This window comes from Pseudomonas sp. SIMBA_067, from assembly GCF_046534675.1.
Lineage (GTDB): Bacteria > Pseudomonadota > Gammaproteobacteria > Pseudomonadales > Pseudomonadaceae > Aquipseudomonas > Aquipseudomonas putida.
In genome coordinates this window covers 60,517-81,763 of the sequence record NZ_JAWRYH010000009.1, presented here as the reverse complement: position 1 = coordinate 81,763, position 21,247 = coordinate 60,517, and the positions used below count along the sequence as shown (strand labels likewise).

At 53.5% G+C, this 21,247-nt stretch carries 12 protein-coding genes; all 12 read right to left on the bottom strand.

Going from position 1 to position 21,247, the window contains the following annotated elements; all coding sequences use genetic code 11:
• Positions 1-4 precede the first annotated feature (4 nt).
• A complete protein-coding gene (locus SB765_RS19820) occupies positions 5-1,921 on the bottom strand; it encodes an acyltransferase family protein (RefSeq protein ID WP_410931799.1) in 1,917 nt (638 codons plus the stop codon).
• Between the two features lie 374 nt (positions 1,922-2,295).
• Positions 2,296-3,378: a DUF6270 domain-containing protein gene (locus tag SB765_RS19815; protein WP_410931798.1), complete on the bottom strand. Its 1,083-nt coding sequence runs from the start codon at positions 3,376-3,378 to the stop codon at positions 2,296-2,298.
• 447 nt (positions 3,379-3,825) lie between these two features.
• The gene (locus SB765_RS19810) at positions 3,826-4,842 is read right to left on the bottom strand and encodes a D-glucuronyl C5-epimerase family protein (RefSeq protein WP_410931797.1); all 1,017 of its coding nucleotides are present in this window, start codon (positions 4,840-4,842) and stop codon (positions 3,826-3,828) included.
• 205 nt (positions 4,843-5,047) lie between these two features.
• Positions 5,048-5,431, bottom strand: coding sequence for a hypothetical protein (locus tag SB765_RS19805; RefSeq protein ID WP_410931796.1), 384 nt, complete (start codon positions 5,429-5,431; stop codon positions 5,048-5,050).
• A 71-nt stretch (positions 5,432-5,502) separates the two neighbouring features.
• Complete coding sequence (locus SB765_RS19800) at positions 5,503-6,720, bottom strand: glycosyltransferase family 4 protein (RefSeq protein WP_410931795.1); 1,218 nt, start codon at positions 6,718-6,720, stop codon at positions 5,503-5,505.
• A gap of 6 nt (positions 6,721-6,726) precedes the next feature.
• Positions 6,727-7,962 carry a glycosyltransferase family 4 protein gene (locus SB765_RS19795; protein ID WP_410931794.1) on the bottom strand — a complete coding sequence of 412 codons (1,236 nt, stop codon included), beginning with the start codon at positions 7,960-7,962 and terminating at the stop codon, positions 6,727-6,729.
• A complete protein-coding gene (locus SB765_RS19790; RefSeq protein WP_410931793.1) occupies positions 7,959-9,698 on the bottom strand; it encodes a hypothetical protein in 1,740 nt (579 codons plus the stop codon). The genes SB765_RS19795 and SB765_RS19790 overlap by 4 nt, the downstream gene beginning before the upstream one ends.
• 42 nt (positions 9,699-9,740) lie before the next feature.
• Positions 9,741-10,154, bottom strand: a complete 414-nt coding sequence (locus SB765_RS19785) for a hypothetical protein (RefSeq protein WP_241799852.1) — start codon at positions 10,152-10,154, stop codon at positions 9,741-9,743.
• Between the two features lie 12 nt (positions 10,155-10,166).
• Positions 10,167-11,966, bottom strand: a complete 1,800-nt coding sequence (locus tag SB765_RS19780) for a DUF6270 domain-containing protein (RefSeq protein WP_410931792.1) — start codon at positions 11,964-11,966, stop codon at positions 10,167-10,169.
• Positions 11,967-11,973: 7 nt separating this feature from the next.
• Positions 11,974-18,474 carry a methyltransferase domain-containing protein gene (locus tag SB765_RS19775; RefSeq protein ID WP_410931791.1) on the bottom strand — a complete coding sequence of 2,167 codons (6,501 nt, stop codon included), beginning with the start codon at positions 18,472-18,474 and terminating at the stop codon, positions 11,974-11,976.
• A 13-nt stretch (positions 18,475-18,487) separates the two neighbouring features.
• Positions 18,488-19,750, bottom strand: coding sequence for a UDP-N-acetyl-D-mannosamine dehydrogenase (wecC, locus tag SB765_RS19770; RefSeq protein WP_410931790.1), 1,263 nt, complete (start codon positions 19,748-19,750; stop codon positions 18,488-18,490).
• Positions 19,747-20,889 carry a non-hydrolyzing UDP-N-acetylglucosamine 2-epimerase gene (wecB, locus tag SB765_RS19765; RefSeq protein WP_410931789.1) on the bottom strand — a complete coding sequence of 381 codons (1,143 nt, stop codon included), beginning with the start codon at positions 20,887-20,889 and terminating at the stop codon, positions 19,747-19,749. The genes wecC and wecB overlap by 4 nt, the downstream gene beginning before the upstream one ends.
• Positions 20,890-21,247: the final 358 nt, after the last annotated feature.

The following is a 21,247-nucleotide window of genomic DNA, read 5'->3' as shown; positions in this document are numbered from 1 at the left end:
TAGTTTACGATTGGTGTTTACCAGCAATAGCACTCAAGATATTTGGCATCTTTTCGTACAGCTTAAGCGAGCCGGTCGTGCTCAAATGTCCTGGATCTCGATAGATCGGCACGCCATCAATGATCGTTTTGCACGAATTGGCATCGCAAAGCGCATCTGACAGGTAGATGACTTTGGCGCCGAGAGAGTTCTCCGCGTACTTCATGAGATCAAGCACGTTCTTGTGAGAGCGTTCGAACAGCTTTCTGTCGAGCATGCACTTGCTGGATTGATTAGTGAGAGAGGGGTTAGCCATCTCCCCCTGTATGCACCCAACCAGAGTGGTGTTGAGAGGTGGTGGTGGGGCAATAATCACAACTTGCTTGCCTAGTGCCTTGAGTTTCTCGACAACCTCTCGCATATCCTTCATGGCACGTTCCGGTGTCGACTTCGCAATCTGCATTACTCCACTGTCGTCGAAGGAAATCGACTCGTAGGTATCTTGCATGTACTGCCCGTATGAACCCGCCAGGATCACAGTGTCAATCGAAGGTGTTTGACTTATGAACTTAAAGGCACTTTCGTTAAAGCCAACACACTGTCGTGCCTGCTCCTCGAAGTTGCTCCGTTTGGTGTTCGGAGCAGTGTTCAGGAAGGGTGCGCATGCACTGCGGGTTGCCTGGCGTATGTCGATTTTTTGCGATAGCGCAATGCCCGGGATGTTATGCATCGCGTATGAGTCGCCCCAAACGATGATCTTCGGATCGGGCGAAGTACGGCATTTCTCGGTGTCTTTATAGATATTGGTGCCACAAGAGCGGTCAAGCCCATAATTCGGAGCGAACAGCTTCTCGATTGCTTCCGCGGATTGAACCTTCAGGAACGAGTACGAAAGACCGAACAGAGCCAGAGTCAAGGCAGGGAATACGACCAAGGAGGGTTTGATGCCATATTGCATCTTCCGGAATGGCTCTTCCACGAAACGATAGAGCGCAAACGCCGAAATGAAAGATGCCGCCAGTAACATCGCTTTAATCGTCACGCTCTCTGTTTCAAACGAGGCGTTTGCGATCGCGATAATTGGCCAGTGGACCAGGTACAGTGAATATGATACATCGCCGATCTTGTTGACGAAAAACATCCGTTTCTGGCCGTTGAGCATCTTATGGTTCGCGAGCAGGACAATGGCCGTTGCAAAGCAAACGATCACAGCGTCGAGTCCCGGGTGCGATAGGCCAGTGTTTACAAATGGCGAGGCCAGTAATACAGCGAACGCAGGGATAGCAAGTTTAGACGTCATAGATTTGATGACGTTGCTATGCACAAGCATCGACGCGATGCTGCCTATCAGTAGTTCCCAAGCGCGAGTCGGAAGTAGATAGAACGCTGCCGACTGGTTACTTGCGGACAGGTACAGGCAGCCGACGAAGCTGGCAATGGCTAGCAAAATAAGAATTTTTCGCCAGTGTTTGGCTGGAGTAAAGGCCAAAAGCGCCGGAACAAAGAAGTAGAACTGCTCTTCAACAGCCAGCGACCACATATGCAGCAACGGTTTGGTCGCGGATTCAAGATCAAAATAACCCGCCTGGCTCAGCAGTACAAGGTTTGTTGAAAAGGTGAGTGCGCCGACGATCTGCTGTTTTAGCGACTCAATCTGCATCGGCGGCAAGAAAAATTTTGCAGCGATGATTGTGGCAAGAATGGTAACGAATGAAGCGGGGAGCAGACGTTTTGCGCGCCGAAGGTAGAACTGCTTGAAAGAAAAACTGTCTCGGTCAAGTCCCTTTGACACAATCGATGTAATCAAGAAACCAGAAATTACAAAGAATATGTCTACACCTAGGTATCCGTACTGGAACCCAGGGATAGCCAGATGCTCAAGAACGACGAATAAGACCGCAAGTCCGCGTAAGACTTGAATATCAACCCTGATTGTAGACATCTCATTCCCGATTTGGATTTTTGCGAAAGGCGCAAATTATATCCACAACCCTTACCATTACCAAGCAGGATGAGCGTCATTTTTGAGATGACAGTGTAGATTTGCTAAGGGTCAAGCCTGCTGGATGGGCCGCCATTTTGGCGTCCTCGATCTAGCGGTTCCAACCCGCGTCATCCTCGGATGACAAAGCTACTCTGAAGACGTAATCCTTGGCCACCTGCAAGGTCTAAGGCCGCTGCGAAAGCTTTCACCAGCGATCCCGTGAAGCTTTACGCAGGTCATGTGGGGCGCTCAAAGGCAAGAGGTGTCATGGATCGGCATGCGTAGCAACCTAAGCCGATCAAAACATGCTGGTATGGTCGGCTTAAATGTGGCTATGTTTGAAGGTGTTTGAAGTCTTTCACGCTGCACTGGCAGGATATCGTCTTTCCGCTTGGGTCTTGGTAGAAGGCCACTACGGTAATTTCGCCTGATATGTCAGAAATAGGAAAGCGCGCAGCCGGGGAATCTTCATACCACCGTGAGGCATGACGAGTGCCGTTAATAAGTAGATAAAACGCGAAATTTCCGTTCTCGTAAATTTTCCCATCCACCGTTAGCGAGCAATGTGCAAAGATATCGCTTTCGGTCTCGTAAGCGGCAGCGATTATCTTGGCGCCATCGGCAACGAGTGGTAAGGCGACAGCCGATGATTCTATAGAAGACGGCCCAGCGCTATTGTTTGAGGTTGTTATAGTGGTCAGTAACGCTAACGCTTGACTATAGTACTGTTTGCAGTAGTGGAAGGGGGATGCGCCCCATTGGTGAAATTCGTCCGCTGTTAAAAGATCCGGAGCAAACTCCAGAAATTGATGCTCTTCGAGTTTCTTTGCTAGCTCCCTATACATCCAGTCTAATTCTTGGTTAGCTTTCGCGGTGGCGGCTGGAGCTACAGGGAAATCAGATTCGCTTGGATGTTCAAAGCGGGTGGCCCAATAAACTTTGTTAATAATTACGGACTGCAGCTTGTCATGCGAATCCAGCAGGTCTAGGAACTTGTTCATTCCTTGAAGCCATAGCTCGCGGCGCTCGTCTGAGCCGTGCTTGATTAATTGGTAGTCATTTATGTCACTTAGCAAACCACTTTCGGTCAGTTCGCTTGAGTTGGTGATGATGTGCCCAGTTGGTAGGGTGACCAGATCGAATCTCTCATCGATCAGATCGATCAGTATTACGTCGGCGCTTTTGAGTTTTTTCGTCTCTGTAAGTATTTGCTTGGAGAAATCGTAAGCGACCATACGTCGGCGAAATTCGGACGGTATGCGCTTCAGTGCGTTGGCATTCTCGTATGGTGCACTATGCAATGAAGCCATTGAACATCTGGCGAAGTAATCCGTTAACTTAAAGGTCCGGCTCTCTTCTAGGTTAAATATATCTCTAGATACACAGCTGCCGTAAATTATTAAGTTCTTGATCACTGTCGTCTTATGCCTTCAATATGTGTACTTTAAATAAATAACTATGGCAACCGGTTTGATCAGTGTCTCAACTGGATCCGCTTCGCCAATCTATCGTCTAGCTAGGTAATGAGCGGCAGGTGCCTGATCGTATCTGACAATTCATTATCCATAGACGGCTATAGGAATGCAACGAGGCCCTGCACGTGCTTTGCTATTCATTCCGCGGAAGGGGGGTGAGGGAGTGAGTATTAAATGGATCCAATATCATTAGAAGATGATTGGAACCTTCGGCGTCGTAAGGTGTCTGTCAGGCCTTTCGTACGCACTCAGGGCGATGCATGGAGTGAATTTTTTTGTGATATCTGTCACAAAATAGGAAGGGCATGAGCAAGCTTCTGCGATGCATAGCTTGCTTGAAGGGATAGGGGAATTAAACCGGGGCTCAGATAACTACGACGATTAGGGCTAGGCGTGTACGTCGTTCTTAGGTTGTTCAAGTTTTGGTGGATTAGCCTTTAGCGGTGTATAAAGTTCTCGAGCAGCTAGTCTTCCGGCTGAATATATTTCTTTCTCGTGCTCTTTTATTGACACGTTATAGAAAGCTTCAAAGTTATTGGCGGTTGCCTTCAGCGTTTCGCTGTCGGTTGCCACAGCAATTTGCTTTGCCAAGTGCACAGCTCTCGCTTGTCCATAATCGGGAAGGGTTGCGGCTTCGATGGAATAGGAGAAATATTTGTTCTCAAATATTTGGTTGTTTAGATTTTTGGACATCGTGAGGAGTGACTGTTCAATTGCTTCATCGGCAAAGCCCATACCCGTAAGCTTCCGGTATTTCATGAGGGCAATAGTTGCGCCTATATGGCCATTGTAAACACGAAAGCGCATGCGGCCGTCTTCTTGTTTTTCTGTTCCAAGTGTTTTGAGGTACTCAATTTCAGTATTTTTCGGGGTGAATACATACTCGTAAAGCCAGAAGTCACCTTTAGAATCTTTTTCAGATAGTTTTATTACTGTGTCTTTTGAAATGATAGTGCGAAGCAATCTGAATGCTTTGTTCAAATATTTTTTGTCGGCTGTCGCCTCGTAGAGCCGCATGTATCCATATGCTGTATAGGCATTCATGAACGCGCCGTAGAAAGGTTTTTCCATTGTCGCCCAGTACATGGGGAACGCGAAATCATTTCTGATGTAGTCATAATCATCTATTACTTCGGTATAGATGCTCGCTGCTAAGTCCAGATAATCAATTTGGTCGAGTATGGTTTTTGATATGCCATGCTTGTTGGAGGTTGCGTATAATGCGCATGCATTGATGGCAAAAGCGAATGGATTGAACGGCTGGTGATAGTCGACTATGTACTTTTCCGGCCATGGCCTGAATAGGTCCATGTGATGTTTAGGCTGCCAGTCACCTTTGCCAGGTCCTGTGCTCATTGCTCTGTCAAACCAATCGCTTGTCAAAGCCTCGTAATGTATCTTCATTGGTCTCTGCCCTGTGCTCCAATGTGTAAAAACTAGCCGATACGTTTATGTTGTTGTTATATTTTGACGGCGTGCTTTAATGCTGGGTCTTTACCGGATTTTCTAAGTGGTGATGGTTGTTAAGAAGAATATTCCCACTGCGATCGAGTACGTAGTGGGAATATTGTAGTGTGCGGCGTCGGTCAGGTCTCTGGGAGAGTACTGCTTATTGTTGCTTCTCTTGCCAGTAGATGCTGACAACTGCTGGGTTTTTGTCATTAACCAATACGCCAATGGTAGGCGAATTTTTCTTGACGTAGTGAACTTTCAAAGTAGTCGATGCGGCATTGGGTTGTTCAGAAACCGCGTAGCCCAGGGCGCGGAAACGCTCGTCAACTTTTGCTTTAGCAGCTTCCTGTGCGAGCGTGTACTGAACTTCGTAGCTCTTCAGGGTTCCGTTTTCAATCGGCTTGCTGGTGTTTTTGGTAATGTTGCCTTCAAGGGTCAGCTTTTCGCCCGAAGGAAGCTGAATATCAACGCCTTTTTCTTCGTTGCAGCCGCCCAGGGCGAGCAGGCAGGACAGTACGGCAACGCTGGTGATCTTTTTCATTTGGAGGTTAAACCTAGAGTTGTTAATGTGTATATGTAATGTCTGATTCTAGCAAAGTTGGCAGCTGCTTACTATTCTGTCTGCTCAAACTCCGCATGCTTGGGTGAGGTTTTGAGCAAGTCGAAGGCCATCCTCCTTTTGATAGCTGTTCGCGAATATTTTTGTATGAATTCATTTCGAGCCGTTGGGCGGAAGTCCAGACTTCTGAAGGATTCTAGTGCACCTTCGATGTCACACGGATTGAAAACAGCGGCATTCTGAATCCGTCTGCTGGCAAAGCGGCCTGAATAGCCTGATAGGCCAGCCAATATCGGTTTCTGTGTAGCTGCGTATTCAAACAGCTTGGACGGCAGCACGCGACGAAACGCTTTCATGTCGTTCAGATGTAGAAACAGAACATCAGCTTCACGATAAAGCTTAAGCAAAGCGTCACGTTTCATTGGCGCAGCCAGGTAAACATTACTTGCGCCTTCACGCTCAATTGCCTTTTTAAGCCGGTCAATGGCACCGCCAGAGCCGATGATATGAAAGTCAGCTTCGTTTTCCAGGCGTTTTGCCAATTGCGGCACTATCAGGTGTAATCCTTGGCCTACACCAATATTCCCTGCATACACAATTTTCATCCTGCGCGGTTGCGCGGGGAGGTTTTGCGTTGCAATGGGGGCTGGAAGCGGCGTCAGGAAAAGCTCGTCGATACCATTCGTGTAGAAGGTGAAGGTTTTTTCCGGGTAGCGTTTATTGAAGTAAGGCGTGAACCCGGGTGAAATAAGATTCACTTTAGTGGCTTGCCGGATAGTGCTAGCCTCCACCGATGAAAAAACAGCTGAGGCTATTTTTCCAATTGTTGGGGGGAGCACCCCTTGCAATGTATCAACGAAAATATCCCTGATATCCAGGTATAACTTGGTCCCGGTTCTTTTGGAGATATACGCACCTAGCGAGGCAGTCATCAGCCGTGAGGATGTGGCAAAGATCAGGTCGTACTTCTTGTTTTTTGCAGCCTTGCACACTTGCATGGCAAAGCTGCCAAAAGCAAAGGCCTGATCAACGAAGCCGCTTTTGTGCGAGGGCACGGTGAGGCGCCGCACCGTCAGGTTGGGCAACTGTTCGTAGCTGGATGCGGTGGCTTTGAATGTGTGGTATCGATTGGGCTGTGTGGTGATGACGTCGATTTCCACGTGGTCGCTGACATTATCCAGAAGCGCGTTTACCAATGCTTCCGCACGGAAAGACCCTGCGGACAGATCCGGCGGGTAGTAAAAGCTCAAAAAGAGAATGCGAGTTTTCACGTTCGGTCACCTGACTTTGGCAGGTGTAAACAGCACCCGCTCATAAAGGTCGACCAGGCACTTTTCTTGCGTTTCCCAATTCAAATTGCGTGCGGTGTTTTTCGCATTGTTGGCGAAATGGTCGCGAAGCTCACGATTATCCAGCAACTTTTCAATCGCGTCGCTAAGCGCGTGCTCGTCATTCTCTGGGACGAGTAAGCCGATATCATTGTTCCTGACGATCTTGCGGATCTCTGGGAAGTCGGTAGCCACCACCGGCAGCCCTGCTATCACATACTCGAAGAGTTTGTTCGAGTCCGTCGTGTAGTGGTTGAGGCAGGTGTTTTCGATTGGCTGTACACCAATGTCGGCAGATGCTGTGTAGCTTGGCAGATCAGCCAGGGCAACCGTCGGGATGAAATGGACTTTATGCTGAATGTTCAGGGCTTGCGCCAGCGCCATCAGCGGTTGTGCCAGCCTGCCACCGCCAATCAGCACGAAGTAGCAATCAGGCACGTGCTGTGCACAGCGGATCAGTTTTTCCAGGCCGCGCCCTTGCTGCAAGCCGCCTTGGTACACCACGATTGGCCAAGGCTCAAGCAGCCCCAGTTCATTTCTGATCTTGTTCGACCGCGGGCTCTCGACAAGTCGTGGGCGGTTTTGCAATACCAGCGGGCGCTCCACACCATAGGCTCTGGCAAAGTATTTGGCACGAGCTTCGGTGGTTGTGATGGTGCCATTGGCAGACGGCATCAGTCGTTTTTCAACAAACCCAACCACTTTTCTCAAACTCTTGTAACCTTCGCGGCTGGTGCTGATTTCATGTGCGTCATATACCAGCTTGGATCGCGACAGTTTTGCAGCCAGCCAGGCAGTCGGCAGTGTATTTACATCATGTGAATGAACCACTGGAGCGCGGTACTCAAGCATTTTTATCAGCAGGGCAAAGTGCGTCCAGCCGCGTGCGATGGCCCTGAATACCAGCATCTTAAGGCTGGGTTTGATCGGTGTGGGGGTGGCTACCCCGGTAGTCACCTTGGCGCTGGCCGGTATATTTTTCTTGCGCAGTTTCCACAGTGGGGACCGGGCAACCCGCACGACTTCAATGCCGTCTTGCAAGACCGTATGCTCTTGGGTAACGCCAGGGGTATGAAGTGCAAAAACCCTTACTTGGTAGCCTGCACGTTGCAGCGTTTGTGCTTCTTTCATTACACGTGCGTCGTTGAGGAACTCATTCCAGACGATCATCGAGACTTTTGTCATTGTGCCGTCCCCTCTATCGCTGCAGGTATATCTAAAATTTCAATGCAGTTGACGATGTCGGGTGTCAACGCAAGGGCTGCCGAATAGTCTTTTCGCACAATATGTCTTTCCAGCATGTACATGAGTGCAGCCAACCACACTTTGTTAGGGTCGGCTGAGGTCAGCGCCGGGTGTTGATCGGCGTTGCGCAAGGTTTCGAAAAGTGCGTCTTTCTGGGCAACAGGCCAGCTGCAACCAGTCGCTTCGATTCGCCAATTACTCCAGTGGCTGAGCACAAAGCCCGAAGCAGGTGAAGACAGAATCGTGTTGTTGGTTATATCCAGCGGTACGATCTGTCGCGGCAGCGCGGCGAGATGGCGATTGATGTCAGGCAAGTTGTCGATGATACGTTCGACATTCCCTGTGTCATCCTTGTTGATGCAGGCCAGGCGCAACGCGTTGATAGTGGTTTCATCGAGGCGCTGTTCAAGGTACAAGCGTGTGCGTGTAAACTGGGCGATGAGGGCCGCGGAAGGCTCTAGCAGTAGCAATTTTTCCGCGATAGCAAGTATGCCTTCGCCAATCTTCCGGCCGCCGATAAGTTTTTCGGCACCTTCAAACTCGTAGACATGGCAGTCAATTTCGCTCACCCGGTAGTGCCCAACAAATGGCAGGCCGGGGAGGCCGGGTTGCGTGGTCAAAAGTGTCCGCTCCTGCAAAGCGGAAGACGAGATGTTGCTGCCAAACACCTTGACTAGCAGCGTGGTGGTGTCGTTCTGCTGTTCCATTTGCAGGGTGAACGCGTAAATATCGGCGAAACCGACCTGGTGCCAGTGCATATGGTAGTTGTCGGCTGCTTCCAAACCCAGCTTTTCAAGCAGTGCCTTGACCCATTTTCCCCTGTTTTCGGTATCCAGAATGTAGTCCAGGCCATTGCTCTGAGGCCGCAACTCGATAAGGGGTTGGGATTGGTAAAACAATGCGTTTACTTGTCGATGCTGAATGCGCAGGCCGATGACATCGAGGATCATGCTGGAAAGCCTCTGCAGCCCTTGTCGCATGATCAGCACGGATATCACAGCATTGAAAATTTTGCTGTGTTGGTAATACAGAAAATCAGTGACCAGGAAGAAAAAACTCAATAGAAAACCGGTCGCGGCCAAGGCGTTGAGGATCGGGCCGTGGTGGTGATGAAAGCCCTCTCGGACTTTTTTGACGTGGTTGTAGGCCAGGATGCAAATGCCACCGGCGATGATCAGGTACGCAAGAATTGCCAGCAGTAAGCTCGGGTACACATACAGTAGCGCCAGCGCGCTCAGGCTGAAGAAGGCCGCGCCTGCCATGGCGCGATTGAAGCGCGAGTAAGCATTGGTAGCAATTTTGTCCTGATTCTCGAAGAGGTTGAGCTTCGAAGTGCGTGCCAGAAGCTTTCGTGTGCCTTTGCGACACAGCAGTGTCGTGGCCAGTTCAGACAACAGGTAGGCAATGTAGCAAAGCGCTGCGGCAGCGGTCAGCGCGTAGATCAGATGATCTTTTTCAAGCGTGTGCAAAATGGACGGAAAATAGGCAGGTGTTTTTTCCGAGCCCAGCAGAATGATGACTTTGAGTGGCAGGAAAAACGCCAGCAGAAGAAATATCTGGCTGGCCAAAGTACTAATCTGCACCAGAAACGTAATGATGGGTACGACCCGGATGAATTTCACACCCAGGGATATGCACCAGCCAGCTGTTGCCTTGATTTGATGTTGGAGTTTCATATCAAACCGCAAGCGTATGCGAAAACTTCGTGCGTGTGTCCATCATTTTTCCTGCCAATAAATGCTGGCGAGTGTTTCGTAACCGGCATCCTTGCTTTTAGTGGTGAAAATTGCGCCAATCGGGGGCACGGATTTTTTGTAATATTGCACTTTGAATTGAGTGGCATCATTGACGATGATCTTGCGGGTGTAGCCGTTCGCTTTTAGAACTGCATATACGTCATTTTCGGCGATTTTATCGACGCCGGAGTACACGAATTCATGCATGCGCAGGAAACCCGCGTTGTTGGGCTTCTTGTGCGACTTTTGATGCGTCCCTCTTAGCAGCACAAAAGTGGAATCACTCAGTTGCAACCCAATGGCCGCATTTTCAGCTGCGCCCGCATCCGCTGTGGATTGTGGTTCGCACCCGGCCAGCATTGTCAGGAACGCAAAAATGAAAACGTATGATTTCATGGTGTGGTCACTTCAATTGATGATCCGTGCCAGCAATTGCCTGGCAACGGTGCTGTAGTAGGTGCCGTGGTAGTAGTAGGGGCAAAATGCCCATTTGTGCTCGTTTTTCGAGACGAACTGCACTATTTTCGCAAAGGCTTGTTTGGCAATGGTTCTGTAATAAGAGCTGTCGTAGTGATAGGGACAGTAGGCCCAGAGTGGAGCACCACCGGCTATCAGCCCCGCATCCTTGCCCCCAATCCGTTCAACCGGCACCGTCGAATGTTCCAGACTGTCCAGCATGGGGTCGATAATGGCGTTGTTCATATCGATCAGTCCCTGGAACGTGCTGCCGGCGAAGCTGGCAACTGCATCCTTGCTCTTGTACTGGCTGGCCCAGTTGGCCTGATGCACAAAGATGTTCGGGCACAGGCTGGCCAACCGATCGAGGAACATGGGCAAAGCCCAGGTGCGCAGCTGCTTTGCTTGTTCGCTCCAAGGAGCTTGCACGGTGTATTCGATCCCGCATTTATCCAGTGTCTTGAGCATCAATGGGCTGGCAGTCACGATCGAAGTGCCAAAGGTGGCGATGCCAATGCTTTCGTCAAAGAAGTCCACAATGACGATGTCGGGGCGAGATTGCTCGAGCTTGTGCCAATGTTCTTTCGAAGCATCCCACCCCACGCGCTTGGCCTCTGCGCCTTCTGCTTCCACGCTGAACCGTGCATCGAGGCAGGGCGGTGCCATGTACGAAACTACCGAGGATTGAGACATGTAGAAACACACCTCAAAGCGCTCCAACGCCTCTTTCTGGAACTTGAAAAGATTATGTGAAGCGCTTGAACCAAGAATGGCGACGCGTACCTTGCCTGAGCCCGCTTTGACGGGATTCGGTCGCGATGCCTTTATTTCAAGCCTGGCTTTCTGTGACAACAGGCTGTTCACCACCTCTGTGTCAGGGCCTTCAATATTGTTCTGCTCAGCCTTGAGCTGTTGGCGTACGTTGTTAAGTTTCTCAAGGTACTTATGGGGCATGCCTAATGGCGCTTGCCTGAGTAGGTGGCTCAGGTAAGCAAGCCGTGGTTGTTCCAGGCCAAACCGTGCAAACAAAGCCGGGTCGAAGCCCTTGACGCTCTCGGAGGCCCCGAGTATGCGCGCCCTCGCGCCAAAGAAGTATGAGTCGCTAAGTGGATGCTTGGTGTAGATGTACAGCGGTTCTCCGCGCGTGAGGTGAATGTGTTCGACGGAGATCTGCTGTTGATCCAGCGTAGAGACGACAAGATGATGCGCATACTGGGTAATCGCATGTGCCTTCGGGCCGCTGGTTTTGTCTACCAGCGTCAGCGCCAGTGCCAGTGTGTCGTAATCCACTGGGCGGTAGCATTGATCCGAAGGCAGAAACTCCAGGCCGTTCTTGAGCGAAATCAGCAATACATCTGAGAAATTGTGCTCGGAAGTAGCCTCGGCCTGAATCAGATCGATGACGCTCTCGTGGATACAGTCATCGTCGTCAATACGTGAAGTAACCAATGTCGACGCATCGACAGCCTTGATCAGAATCATGATTTCCCGGCTGACCATGCTGTAATCGCTGACCTGAAGCGTGCGAGCATTCAGGTCGGTGGCATGCAGCAGTTGCTCAAGGCGTGAGCGGTGCAGGATCGGTAATGCTTCATCAACGAAGATGATCCACTCGAAGCCTTTATTACTTTGGTTGGCCAAGGACGGGAGAACGGTGTTGGCAAAGATCTCCAGCCTGTAGGACAGCCACAGTTCGTCCTTGATACCGATACCAAAATTGGTGAACACAAAGTGCTTCAAAGCGGGTTTCATCATGTCTTCAATAGTTCTGAATCACGGCGATTTCCCGCTCTGCCATCTTGTCGCCGGCACTTTGTCCGCGAACCCGATTGGCCGCAGCCCTGGATTTTTCCACAAAGGTGTTGCTATTGAGGTACATATCCTCGATGGCCTTCGCCAGTTGTTCGTGGCTTTCGGGTTCGACCACGTAGCCGGAAGTGTTGTCGACGAACTCGGGTACGGCGGCCACAGCGGTAGTGACCGGCACCAGGCCTGACGACATGGCTTCGTCGCGGGATACCCCTTGCGTGTCCATGCGGCTTGGGCAGAGGAAGATGCCGTAGTCCTTGTGCGTATCGGCGATTTCCGTGTGGTTAAGGAAGCCCTGCTGAATCTTGACGTTGCTGAATTTGCGCAGCGGCTCCAAGGTCTCCTCAAACAATGGGCCATCACCGATCAGGCAGAACTCCATGTCGTTGAACCAGGATTTACCCGACAGGCTCTGAATCGCTTTCACGGTCAGGTCGTTAGCATAGGTCTTCGAGGTATAAGGTCGGATAGACAGCACTTTTTTGCGCTGCTCGGCGGACTTCTCGCGGTGGTCGAACAATTCGGTGTTGATCGGGTTGTGAATGATCTCGAACTGGCTTTCCGGCAGGCGGAAGCCAAGGTCTTCCATCACTTCTTCGGCGAAGTATCGCGATACGAACACCAACTTCAGGTTCGGGTGCATCGGCTGCAGCAGTTCACGCCAGAACGCCATGCGTTTTTCGCTTGCGAGCTTGCCCAAGCGCAGTTGATCTTCAGTGGTGAAGTTGAACTCACGGCGCCACCAAGGCTGGATATCTGCACCGTGCACCCACACAGTGATACGCGTGCTATTCAGGAACGGACGCAGCGCTTTCCACATCTGCTCGTCGAGGAAATGCACGAGGATCGACTTGTAGCGGTTTTTCTCGAGCATCTTGGTCAATGTCGAAGCGCAGCCGGTCACTACGTCAATGTTCTGGAACTCGTGGTAGCTCACTGTTTCGTTTGGGCGCAGCCGGAACACGTCTACGTCGATGCCATGTTCCTGATAGGCCGTAACTCGGGTGTGCACGAACTTGTTGCGGTACAGGTCGGAGTAGGCCGGGTAATGATTGGTCAGCAGCAAGTGCTCGCCGCGGCCCATCATTTCTGATGGCTGCAGGTTGCGATGGCCCAGTACCAGCGCTTTCAGGTCAGCACTGCCGGCAGCGTATGCGCGCAGCCCGAAGCGGATGTAGACAGTCTCAGGTGGAATATCGGTCGTCTGGTTACGGTTGGCATGCTGCATCACGTGGCTTATGCGTTGCTTGTCGGCATCCAGGAACAGCACCACCAACTGCAGGTTCAGGCCAGGGGTGCAGTCAATGAACAGCTTGAGGTGGCCATCTTCGCAGCCCAGCTCGTCCACACGGACTTCCTGTTGGGCATAGATGTACTCATGTTTGCCATCGGCCAGCTTGGAGTGCACGCGCCAGTTATCGCCGTCGACAATCAGGTCAACGAACTTGTTGCGAATGACGCCAAACATTTCGGCCAGGCTGCGACCGGTAATTTCCGGTGCGTCGTGGCTGGCCTGCAGCGGGGCAATGGATTGCGCGCGTGCCTGCAGTTGATCGATGGTCATGCCGAGGTTCAGCTCAAGGTCGTTGACTCTGGCACTGATACTTTCATGCTGCGCTGCTCCGTTCTCGCAGTAGTTGAACGGATCGATAGCCACACCTTGGGCATGGGTGTACTGCAGCGATTGCAGGTTCTTCAGCCAGTTACGCAATGGCTGGTCAGCAACGATCTCTGTCGCAACCAGCGAGCGGCGGGCGTTCAGGGTCTGGGTCGGACGGTAGGCCTGTTCATTGCGCAGCAGTTCGGCATGCTGATCTTTGCAGGTGAAGTGCGCTGCCTTACCAATTACCTTGGCGTTGCTGTAGCGGGTTGCTAGCGCGAGGTCGAGCAGATAGTTCGGACCGTAGTAGTCGCCTGGGACAAAAGCGGCGACCCAAGGACTATTGCCAACCAGCTCGCCAAGCGAGCTTTTCTTCAGTTGCGCTGGCTTCATCACAAGGATGCGAGGGTCGTCGCTGACGATGCTGCTCTGGTAGGCATCGCTGACGATGACCATGCGCACTTGAGTGTAGGTCTGGCGGTTCAGATGGGCACGCAGCATGTCGAACTGTTGGCGATCCTGCGCTTCGGCGATAACCACAATTTCCGGCAGGCGCTGGGCCTTGGAGGTACCGGTCACCTTGCTCAGCACGTATTCCAAGCGCTGAGTGTAGGTGTGCTCCTGCATCACTTTACGCAGGGCAGCCAAACGCAGCTTATCGCTATTCAGTGGATCTTCTGCCAGTAATTGCAGGCGGCGCAGCATCTCTTGGCCGTTGTCGGTGGTCACCACCAGATCACCGAACAGCAGGCGAACACCGCGGGAGAAGTTGCTCACAGTCAGGGTGTTGCAGCCCAGCAATTCGAACACGCGACGAGCAAACATCGATTGCGATTGTTTGATCGAGTTCAGGTTGATCGCGTAGCGGTAGCCTTTGTACGCGGTATCGATTTTCTCGAAGGGCAGGGTGCCGACGATGTACGGCTGGTATTCCTCAGGGAACTGGTAGTTGACGTCGTTCTTGCCGAAGTTGCGGTCGAAGATTTCCAGCGGGCGGAACTTCGGCAGTTCGCACACAAAGTTGCCCAGGTCGCGGGTGCGCTCCGGGTAACGGGCGTAGTAGGCGCCGGCGAAGCAGAACGCGTCTTTGCGCTCGTACAGCTCGATCGGGTTATGCAGCGCAGGCTGGCAGGCGAATGGCAGCAGGTAGACACGGTCGTGACCGAGTGCGCCTTTGTAGCGGTGAATGCAGTCGATATCGGTGGTGAAGACGTGGTCGAACTGCTTGGCGGTGGTCAGGAAAGTCTCGAAGTGAACCGGGTCTTCCTTGTTCCAGAACACGGTCGGTACCTTGTTCTGGCGGCACCAGGCCAAGATGTCTTGCAGCTCTTGGCCGTTGTGACCAACCTTGCTGCCCCACAGGTCATCCTTACCGCGCCATGCGGATTCGATGAACAGCAGTTCCGGGCCGAAGCCTTCGATCTCGGCTTTCCAGTTGGCGGGCGTCAGCGGCATCAGGTCGCATTCATAGCGATATGAACCGAAGGTGAACTCGTCCATCACGCACGCCATTTTCAGGCGGCTTACAGGCTGGTCTGCTTGACGCAGTAGAGTAGTGCGGGCCTGTTCGCTGGTCGCCAAGGCAGCTGGCAGCTTGAGGTAGTTTTCATCCTGCACAGGTGCTGGCGGCAGCAGCGCCTTGAGTGGTTCGTTGGCCAGCAGCTTCTGCTCGTTTTGCTGGCGTTGCTGGCTTGCTTTCCGATACAGGCGCAACAGGCGAACTGGCAGTTTGACCAGTCCACCCAATGAGGTGGCGCTGTTCTTGATTTGGTAGCCGAGCTGATAGGTCATGCTTGCGCGGGTTTTCACCAAGCGCTGCTCTGCCAGGTGACGCTGGGTGTTAGCGCGCCCCAGATTTTCATTGAGTTCGTCGATCTTGCGTTGCTGAGCGGCACTGCGTTCCAATAATTGATTGAGGCTGGCCTTGAGCTGCGGAATCTGTTCGCCAGTCAGGGCGCGATACTTCATGTTCGCTGCACCGAGACCTGCCTTGGAGGAATTGAGCTCGGTCTCAAGTTGTTGGCGCAGGCCATGCCATTGCTCGTTGGTGGCCGCGAGGCTGGCTTCGGCTGCTTGGCGGCTGTTGCTTTCAAGCATCAACTGCTCTTCCAGCATGTCCTTGGCTTGGCTCAACGATGAAATGGTCTCGGCCTGTGCTACTCGAGCTTCTTCCGACTGCGTATTGGCAAGCACCAGTGCCTGCAACTGGTCTTCCAGTTTGGCGCGTTGCTCAACCAGTGCATTGATGGAGTTCGCTTGAGCAGCATGCTCACGCTGGCTCTGCGCCTGAATATCGTTCATGACCTGCAGTTGAACCTCCAGTTCAGCCTGCCGGCCGTTGAATGTGTTGACCATGTCAGCTTGAGCGGCCTTCGCCAGTTGGCTTTGTAGCTGCAGCTCGCTCATGGCCTGCCGCTGATTTGACAGCTCTGTTTCCAGTTCTGCTTGACGTGCTTTCAAAAGGGCAATGGTTTCTGCCTGAGCGGCGTCGGCCCGCTGTGTTTGGGCCTGCAATTCCTTCATATACTCCAACTCGCTTTCAAGTTCGGCTTCCAGTTCCGCTTGGCGCATGCGCAGCGTGGTGATCGTGTTGTCTTTCTCGGCGATATCCTGATTGCTTTGCGATTGCAGACGGGTCATTGCGTCAATTTGGTTTTGCCGTTCGGCGTTAATTGCCGCCAATTGCTCGCGCAATACCGCTATTTCTTCGATCTGGGTCGTGATGGTCTGGTCGGCCAGATCCCTCAGTTCCGCCGCTTCCAGCAGTTGACGCTCAAGCACAGCACGGGCTGACTGAAGAGAGCTAATGGTATCGATATGGCCGGCCGTAGTGCTTTCGGCTTGGGCCCGAAGCTCGGTCAGGGCGTGTATCTGGCTTTCGAGGTCGGCTTGCAATGCGGCTTTGTGAGCTTGCAGATCAGCAATGGCACCAGCCTGTTGCGCATTTGCCTGCTGAGTCTCGGCTTGCAACTCGGCTGCCTTTTGCAGTTGAAGCTCCAGCTCGGCTCGTTGCGATTTCAGCGCAGTAATGCTTTCCAGATGTTCCGCTTCTGCGCGCTGGGCCTGAGCTTGAGAGTCGCTCATTGCCTGAGTGCGGTTTTCCAGTTCGGCTGATATGGCCGCCTGTTGGGCACGCAATGCAGTGATTGCATTGATATGCTCTGCGTTTTTTTGCTGCTCATCACTCAGGAGTTCGGCAGCCTTTTGCCGTTGGATTTGCTGCTCGGCTTCCAGGGCCGCCTGAAGTGCGCGTAAGTCGGTGATGGTGGCGACATGGCTTTCTGTTGTTTCTTGCGCGGCAGACAACTGTTCCCCTACCGCTTTGAGCTGCTCTGCCAGCGAATCATGCTCCGTTTGTAATGTCACAAGCTTCGCAGCTTTGAGCGTTGCACGCTCCTCAGCAGCCGTTCGTTGCTTGGTAGTTGCCTGCAATTGCTCTTCAAGCGACCGGAACAGATGCTGCAGGGACTCCAGGGCTTCTTCGCGCTGACTCACGGTTGTGCAAAGCTGGCTAATCTGTGCAGCTTGGGTGTCCGCATGCTGCAGCGTTTGCTGCAACTGGGCTTGAGTCGCTTGCAGCTCGTTAAATTGCTGCTGAGTATCTGCAAGATTTTGTTCGCGAGCTTCTTCAAGTGCTGCAAATTGCTGCTCTAGAAGGCCGTATTGCTCAGCAGCAATCAGACACTTCTGATCGGCATCGCTCAATTGGGTCTTGAGCGCTTCAATTTCCTCGCTTAGCGCCTGCACATTACGGACGCTGGCTTCCAAGGCTTCCCGGCTCGATGTCTCAAGTGCCGCGATATCGGATTCACGTTCCTTCAGCTGGCGCGAGAGGACATTGGCCTTTTCGGCTTCAGGTTTCAGCAACGCGAGCTGCTCAGTTGCCACGCGGTACTTCTTGTTGGCTTCCTCCAGCCGCTGCTTGATCTCTTCAAGCTCCTTGACACGCTGTGCCTTGGCCTCGAGGATTTCACGGTTGGATCTTTGCAAAGTTGCAATGTCCGCATCGCGTGTCTGCAGCTGTCTGGACAGCGCTTCAGCCTTTTGGGCCTCTGGCCTCAGCTGGGCAATCTGCTCGGTAGCAGTGCGATACTTCTTGTTCGCCTCTTCCAACCGTTTGCCGATGGCGCCGAGGTTCCCACGCAGCGTGCGTTCAATCGACTCAAACGCCTTTTCCAGCTCACGTACGCGCTCGACGGTCAGCGAGTCGATGGTGCCAGGCTTATGCGACTCGCTCTTCACAGCAACAATGCCCAGCCACTTGCCAAGCATCTTGACTTCAATGATCTGCAAGTGCTCCGCCAGCAGGCGGAACGGTTCCATCAGGTAGAACGTGTGCTTGTGGTCAATGAAGTCATTGACCCCGAACGGTACGGTGATCACCAGCCGACCACCCTGCTTGAGCAGGTCGTAGGCCTTCTCGACGAACAGCTCCGGGCGTACCAGGTGTTCGAGCACTTCGCTGATTACAACGGTGTCCGGCTCAACCTCGAGCGTATCCAGCGCGAGGAAGTCTGAATTGATGTACGTGACGTTCTGCTGGATGTGGGCAGGTTCGGCAGACAGGTAACCCTTGGCCTCTTCAATGGCCTGCGGGCTGGTGTCCACACCGGTAACCTGGCAACCCTCACGCGCCAGCAGCAGGGGCACGATACCCTGCGAGCAGCCCACATCCAGGATCCGGCGCCCTTTGACCTGGGCGCAGATCCAGTGGATGCGGGACTGCGTTTCGCGCATGAACTGATCCCCCAGCTTGCCGTAATAGGCTTCCATCACGCGGTCATGAATATCGGCCAAAGGTGACGGTAGCTCTGTGTTCACGGTAGGTTTCTCAAGCGTGGGGTTGTTCATGCTGTTTGGTCCATCAGGCCTGGGTAACGCCAGCGGCGTCGATCACGAACGCTGCATCGCGTACGTTGAAGGTGCCGCGGAATTCGCGGTGCTTCACCAGCAGTACGTGAATGTCGGCGCTGTCCAGGGCGTAGATGAAATCCACGTGCTCGTGATGCGCCAAGCGCTGTGGCAGCGCTTCGATGTTCGGCTCGACCAGTTGCAGGGTGGCTTCCAGTTCGTTGCCCAGGCGCTCGGCAATGCTCAGTGCCGGGCTTTCGCGCAGGTCGTCGATGTCGGCCTTGAAGGCCAGGCCGTAGCAGGCGATCTTCACTTGCTGGGCCGACTTGCCCGGGTTCTTGATCAGGAAGTTGGCCAGGGCCATCTTGACCTTGTCGATCACCCACTCAGGCTTGCTGTCGTTGACCACACGGGCGGTCCGGATCAGGCGGGCCTGCTCTGGGGTCTGGCTAACGATGAACCATGGGTCCACGGCGATGCAGTGGCCGCCCACGCCTGGGCCAGGCTGCAGGATGTTGACGCGCGGGTGGTGGTTGGCCAGGCGAATCAGCTCCCACACGTCGATGTCCAGCTTGTCGCAGATGATCGACAGTTCGTTGGCGAAGGCAATGTTCACGTCACGGAAGCTGTTTTCGGTCAGCTTGCACATTTCGGCGGTGCGGGCGTTGGTGATGATGCACTCGCCTTCGACGAAGGTGCGATACAGGCGTACGGCTGCTTCGGAGCACTTCCTGGTCATGCCACCGATGATGCGGTCGTTTTCCACCAGCTCGCGCAGCACGTGGCCCGGCAGTACGCGCTCAGGGCAGTGGGCGATGCGCACGTCGGAGTCTTCACCGTGGGTCTGCGGGAAGCTCAGGTCTGGGCGGGCCTGGGCCAGCCAGAACGCCATCTGCTCGGTAGCGCCGACCGGGGAGGTGGACTCCAGGATGACCAGGTCACCCTTTTTCAGCACAGGCGCGATGGCCTTGCTGGCGGACTCGATGTAGCTCAGGTCCGGCTGGTGGTCATCCATGAACGGCGTCGGCACGGCGATCAGGAAGGCATCGGCTGCTTCCGGCACGGTGGAGGCGCGCAGGTAGCCTTCGGTTACGGCGGCGTGTACCACCATGTCCAGCTCAGGCTCGACGATGTGGATTTCGCCACGGTTGATGGTGTCGACCGCGTGCTGGTTAACATCGATACCGATCACGTGCTTCTTGCGAGCGGCGAAAACGGCGGCGGTTGGCAGGCCGATATAGCCCAGGCCTACGACGGAAATCTTGTTGAAGCTCATGCTGCGTCCTTGGAGTTAGAGAATGCGGAGAGTGCGTCGAGGATTCGCGCGCACGCTTTTCCATCGCCGTAGGGGTTGTGGGCGAAGCTCATCTCGCGGTAGGTCGCCTCGTCGGTGAGCAGTTTCGCCAGGTTTTCGGTGATCGATGCCACATCGGTGCCCACCAGCTTGACGGTACCTGCTGCCACGGCTTCAGGGCGCTCGGTGGTGTCACGCATGACCAGTACCGGCTTGCCCAGTGCCGGGGCTTCTTCCTGGATGCCGCCGGAGTCGGTGAGGATCAGGTACGAGCGGGTCATCAGGTAGACGAACGGCAAGTAGTCCAGCGGTTCGATCAGGTGGATGTTGTTGACGTCGGCCAACAAGCGGTTAACCGGTTCGCGTACGTTCGGGTTCAGGTGGACCGGGTAGACGATATCCACGTCAGGGAATTGACGCGCGGTCTGCACCAGCGCCTGGCAGATACGCTCAAAGCCGTCACCGAAGTTCTCGCGGCGGTGGCCGGTCACCAGCACCATGCGGCGCTCGGGGTTCAGGAAGCTGAACTGGGCTTCGAACTGGTTTTTCAGGGCTGGGCTTTCCAGCTTGCGGACCACTTCCAGCAGCGCATCGATCACCGTGTTGCCGGTGGTGTAGATGGTCGCGGCGTCAGTGCCTTCACGCAGCAGGTTGTCCTGCGAGGTGGAGGTTGGCGCGAAGTGCAGGGCGGCCAGGGCGCCGGTCAGGCGGCGGTTGCCTTCTTCTGGCCAAGGCGAATACAGGTTGCCGGTGCGCAGGCCTGCTTCCACGTGGGCGATCGGAATCTGCTGGTAGTAGGCGGCCAGGCTGGTGGCCAGGGTTGTTGCGGTGTCGCCGTGCACCAGCACCACGTCGGGCTTGAACTCGGCCAGCACTGGTTTCAGGCCCTGCAGGATGGCAGTGGTCACATCGGTCAGGTCCTGGCCGGGCTTCATGATGTTCAAGTCGTAGTCGGGCGTGATCTCGAACAGCTCCAGTACCTGGTCAAGCATCTGCCGGTGCTGGCCGGTAACGCAGACGCGCGACTCGAAACGGTCGTCCTGGGCAAGGTTGAGGGCCAGAGGTGCCATTTTGATAGCCTCTGGGCGGGTGCCAAATACGATGAGGGTCTTGAGGGACACGGCGACGGTCTTCTGTATGAGAGTTAAGGCGGTTGGAACTGGCGCTAACGGTAAGGATCTCGGGTGTTACTCAGATCGGCCTGGGGTGGCCTGGTGGCGCAGCTCGACGGAAATCGGGCACGGCCAAGGGGGGAGGTGAAAAAAAATTCATTCTGCTCGGATCCTTCAAGCGAAGCGGTTGTCCTAAGTCCGCAAATTTATCATTTCGTCATCACTATGACATCCCATCTGGCACGTTTTTTTCCCCTGATTGTAGGAAAATGCCAATAAATATCGATGGATTGGATCCTATTTCTGATTAAATGATCAATAAAAACGATTGTTTGATGTTATTCAGGCATCATGCCAATGAAGTCGA

What these genes read in the sequence shown, in the direction of transcription:
- SB765_RS19790 (WP_410931793.1), bottom strand. Translation starts at nt 9,698, where the DNA reads ATGAAACTCCAACATCAAATCAAGGCAACAGCTGGCTGGTGCATATCC.
- SB765_RS19775 (WP_410931791.1), bottom strand. Translation starts at nt 18,474, where the DNA reads ATGAACAACCCCACGCTTGAGAAACCTACCGTGAACACAGAGCTACCG.
- SB765_RS19810 (WP_410931797.1), bottom strand. Translation starts at nt 4,842, where the DNA reads ATGAAGATACATTACGAGGCTTTGACAAGCGATTGGTTTGACAGAGCA.
- wecC (WP_410931790.1), bottom strand. Translation starts at nt 19,750, where the DNA reads ATGAGCTTCAACAAGATTTCCGTCGTAGGCCTGGGCTATATCGGCCTG.
- SB765_RS19785 (WP_241799852.1), bottom strand. Translation starts at nt 10,154, where the DNA reads ATGAAATCATACGTTTTCATTTTTGCGTTCCTGACAATGCTGGCCGGG.
- SB765_RS19805 (WP_410931796.1), bottom strand. Translation starts at nt 5,431, where the DNA reads ATGAAAAAGATCACCAGCGTTGCCGTACTGTCCTGCCTGCTCGCCCTG.
- SB765_RS19820 (WP_410931799.1), bottom strand. Translation starts at nt 1,921, where the DNA reads ATGTCTACAATCAGGGTTGATATTCAAGTCTTACGCGGACTTGCGGTC.
- SB765_RS19795 (WP_410931794.1), bottom strand. Translation starts at nt 7,962, where the DNA reads ATGACAAAAGTCTCGATGATCGTCTGGAATGAGTTCCTCAACGACGCA.
- SB765_RS19780 (WP_410931792.1), bottom strand. Translation starts at nt 11,966, where the DNA reads ATGAAACCCGCTTTGAAGCACTTTGTGTTCACCAATTTTGGTATCGGT.